Source organism: Mobiluncus porci (assembly GCF_009695935.1).
Classification (GTDB): Bacteria; Actinomycetota; Actinomycetes; order Actinomycetales; family Actinomycetaceae; genus Mobiluncus; species Mobiluncus porci.
In genome coordinates, this window is record NZ_VUMY01000034.1 from 1 (window position 1) to 3,626 (window position 3,626).

Annotated in this window: 5 protein-coding genes and 1 tRNA gene; 5 read left to right on the forward strand and 1 reads right to left on the reverse strand. The window is 56.3% G+C overall.

Features of this window, described 5'->3' with window-relative positions; all coding sequences use genetic code 11:
- Positions 1-126: 126 nt before the first annotated feature.
- Positions 127-747: a superoxide dismutase gene (locus FYJ63_RS10900; RefSeq protein WP_154546624.1), complete on the reverse strand. Its 621-nt coding sequence runs from the start codon at positions 745-747 to the stop codon at positions 127-129.
- Positions 748-952: 205 nt separating this feature from the next.
- Here FYJ63_RS10900 and FYJ63_RS10905 point away from each other — a divergent pair, with 205 nt between their 5' ends.
- The 5 genes from FYJ63_RS10905 (at position 953) to FYJ63_RS10925 (ending at position 3,306) form a co-directional block, all read left to right on the forward strand.
- Positions 953-1,330 (forward strand): hypothetical protein, encoded by a 378-nt coding sequence (locus FYJ63_RS10905; protein WP_154546626.1) that lies wholly within the window; start codon positions 953-955, stop codon positions 1,328-1,330.
- Positions 1,331-1,341: 11 nt separating this feature from the next.
- Complete coding sequence (locus tag FYJ63_RS10910) at positions 1,342-1,698, forward strand: hypothetical protein (protein WP_154546628.1); 357 nt, start codon at positions 1,342-1,344, stop codon at positions 1,696-1,698.
- Positions 1,699-1,717: 19 nt separating this feature from the next.
- Complete coding sequence (locus FYJ63_RS10915) at positions 1,718-2,056, forward strand: hydrogenase maturation nickel metallochaperone HypA/HybF (RefSeq protein WP_154546630.1); 339 nt, start codon at positions 1,718-1,720, stop codon at positions 2,054-2,056.
- A gap of 27 nt (positions 2,057-2,083) precedes the next feature.
- Positions 2,084-2,983: a hydrogenase nickel incorporation protein HypB gene (hypB, locus tag FYJ63_RS10920; protein WP_154546632.1), complete on the forward strand. Its 900-nt coding sequence runs from the start codon at positions 2,084-2,086 to the stop codon at positions 2,981-2,983.
- Positions 2,984-3,221: 238 nt separating this feature from the next.
- A tRNA-Ser gene (locus FYJ63_RS10925) sits at positions 3,222-3,306 on the forward strand.
- The last annotated feature ends 320 nt before the right edge of the window (positions 3,307-3,626 follow it).

The window sequence follows — 3,626 nt, forward strand, 5'->3', positions numbered from 1 at the left end:
CTTTTGTGGCGCCGGGGCCCCCCCCCCCCCCCCCCCCCCCCCCCCCAAAAAAAATATTTTTGGGGGGGGGTTTGTCTCCCCCCCACAACCCCCCCCCCCCCCCCCCCCCCCCCCCCACGGTCCCAGTTACAGTACCCCGTGGTGTTTGGACGCCGCCTCGAAGCGCTTCTCGACGTTCTCCCAGTTCACGATGTTCCACCAGGCCTTGACGTAGTCAGCCTTGACGTTCAAGTAGTCCAAATAGAACGCGTGCTCCCACATATCCAGCATGAGCAGCGGAATCTGGGCAATCGGAATGTTCGACTGCTGGTCGAACAGCTGGAAGATGACCGGGCGACCCGCCATACTGTCCCAAGCCAGCACCGCCCAGCCGGAGCCTTGCAGTCCGGTAGCGGCCGCGGTGAAGTGCTTTTGGAAGGCTTCAAAAGAGCCGAAGTATTCATCAATCGCCGCCGCGAGTTCGCCGCTGGGACGGTCGGGGGTGGTAGCAGCCGGACCCATCATCTTCCAAAAAGCGGAGTGGTTTGCGTGTCCGCCCAGGTTGAAAGCGAGATCCTTTTCGAGCTGGTTGACCGTGGCAAAGTTGCCGGTCGTGCGGGCTTCTTCGAGCTTTTCCAAAGCCGTGTTCGCACCGTTGACATAGTTAGCGTGGTGCTTGTCGTGGTGCAGCTGCATGATTTTGCCGGAGATGTGCGGCTCCAAAGCGGAGTAGTCATAAGGAAGTTCGGGTAGCGTATAAACTGCCATTTTCAAGATCCTAACTGTTGGGAAATGAGCCAATTTCCAGCCCATATCGCTATCATAACCGAGTCCGTGGTGGCTGTCAGGGGAATCTCTAGACCCCGACCCGCAGCGCAGAACTCACTTAATACAACCCCAAGACGGATGGAAATATTCCCTCCTGGTAAATGTTAGGATTTCCATATCAATGTCGATTTGAGAGGTACACATCATGGCATGTTTCCTGGTTCCTGCCGCTGAGGCTGTTGTTGTCACGTCGGTAAAGGCGGGCATCAAGCGTTCAGCCGAAAAGAACGGCCTCGGCTCCGAGGTAGTAGCTAAAAAGATGGCTCTGGTCCAGAAATTGACCTGGCTGACGAACCTATTGTGGGGTGGCTCGGTGCTGCTGGCTTTCGAGCACGTGTGGCACGGTGAAATCGTGCCGTGGTTCCCGTTCCTGACCGCTGCCGCTACCCCGGACTCCGCGAGCGAGATGCTGTTTGAAATGGGAACTATCGGGGTCGGGATGGCAGTCCTGGTTACCCTAGCTTGGGGCGCGATGGTTCTCGTTACCGATTCCATCAAGCGCCGCGCCGCTGCAAGGGCCTAGGTGACAAACTCATGACCTTGCTGATTACGGTTCTTGCCGCTGTTGGTGTCACCGCCACCTGGTACGCGACCGCCCCGAAATCCCAAATGAAGCTCGGGGTTTTGTGCTGGCTCTATTGGGGAGCCTCCCTGATGTGGCTGGTGGACGCAATTTCGGAATACCTGGCTGAAGGCGCTGAATATTTCAACCCCGCCCCGCAAGACATGTTGAATGACGCTTATCTGGGCCTGTCCGTAGTGGCGCTTGGTGGAGTCATCTGGATTGCCTACCTGCTCATTAAAGACCCGAAACAGGTTCTGGCGCGAATAGTGGTTCCCCGCGACGCCGCAGCTTTGGATTCTGAGAAAACCCCCGAGATCGCGAAGTAGCTCGCCCCTCATCTGACTCATGCACGAACTTGCTCTCGCCCGCTCGATTTTCCGCATTGCTTCGCGGGCTTCGGGCGGGCGAGCCGTTTCGCGGGTCTACCTCGAGGTGGGGGTGTTACGCCAGGTTGTCCCCGAGGCGCTGGAGTTTGCTTGGGGAGCTACCGCGCGGCAAGCGCCGAATCTGGCTGCGTCGCGCCTGGTCATCAAGGTGATTCCGGCGGTGATTGTTTGTGAGGACTGCGGAGCGGAGACCCCGATTGATGAAAACCTCGTCTTTGCTTGTGCGGCTTGTGGCTCGACCCGCTACCGCGTCAAAACCGGCGAGGAATTCACTTTGACCGCAATGGATGTAACCTAGTTTGAGACCCGATATTAAGGAGAGATAATGGGACGCTTTCACCGGCATGACCCACAGCATTCTGACCACTGGCACGACGCGGAGGGCAACACGCATTTCTACGCGGACAAGGATGACCCCGCCAACGCGCACCCGCTGGTGTATGACCCCGCGATTACTTCCGCGTTGAACTCGGGTGCGCATGAGCATTCCGGTTCGGATGTATCCGCTGAAGTCGGAGACCACTCGGGTTATGAAACCGGAGCCGAGCGGGTCATGGTTTTGGAAGACATTTTTGCTGAAAATGATGAGTTGGCGGAGAAGAACCGCGCGGATTTGGACGGCGCCGGAGTTCGGTCGGTGAATTTGATGAGTTCCCCGGGGTCAGGCAAGACTGAGTTGCTCGTGGCAACCCTGAAGGCGTTGCGCGGCGAGGCACGAATCGGGATTGTTGAAGGCGACATCGAGACCGACTTGGACGCGAAACGCATGGATGGCCTCGGCGCCCAGATTAGCGTCTTGAACACCGCGGCTGGTTTTGGCGGGGAATGCCACTTGGATGCGCCGATGGTGGCCCACGCCTTGGCTGGGCTGGATTTGGGGTCGCTTGACTTGGTCATTATCGAGAACGTCGGCAACCTGGTGTGCCCGGCCGAGTTCGAGGTCGGCGCACACCTGCGGGCCATGGTCTATTCCGTGACCGAGGGAGAGGACAAGCCGAAGAAATATCCGGTCATGTTCCGCTCGGTGTCCTGCGTGGTCATCAACAAGATAGATTTGATGCCGTATTTGGATTTCGATATGGATCTGTTTAAGCGCAATCTCCGCGAGGTGAACCCCGACGCAGTCGTTATCGAGCTGTCGGCGAAGACCGGGGAGGGGCTCGAGGCTTGGATTGAGTGGTTGCGGGACAACGCGCTTTCAGGTGTGCTGCCTGGCGAGGCGTAACTCAGACGTGACCCCAAGATTGAGAATTCGACTCGGAATAGCGCGCTTCGAAGAGGATTGCCTGCCTAAGATATACGTTTTTTGAATTTATTGCCTAATAAGGCAATAAATTCAAAAAACGTAAGTTTTATGCGCGCCTATCTAAGTAGTGGGTGGCTGGCAGCCCTCCCGATTTCCCCAAATCGGAGGATTTCTGTAAAATAGTCTCTGTTGTTTCGGCTTTCGCCGATGACAAACAGGAGGATTCGCCTAGTGGCCTATGGCGCACGCTTGGAAAGCGTGTTGGGTGCAAGCCCTCGGGGGTTCGAATCCCCCATCCTCCGCGGTAGACCCCGTTTCACCGCTGGTGAGGCGGGGTTTTTTGTTGGTATTGTTGGGGTTCGCTCAACTATTTTGTTAAGGTTATTTAAGGCTATTTAAGGCGTATTATGGTTCTCAAGTTCCTCGCTCGTCCCTCGAAAAGTTCGTCGGAGTGGGGGTAAAGGACAAATTGTGTGTTTTTTATCCGGGTTTTTCGTTGTTGTAGAGCCTTAAAGTCGGGTTGAAAGTTGGTTTGGCTGAACTTTGGGGTCGGTCAAATTGTGTGTTTGTTTTCCCGTGTTTTGCTTGTGTTGGCGGGGGAAAGTCGGGTTGAAAGTTGGTC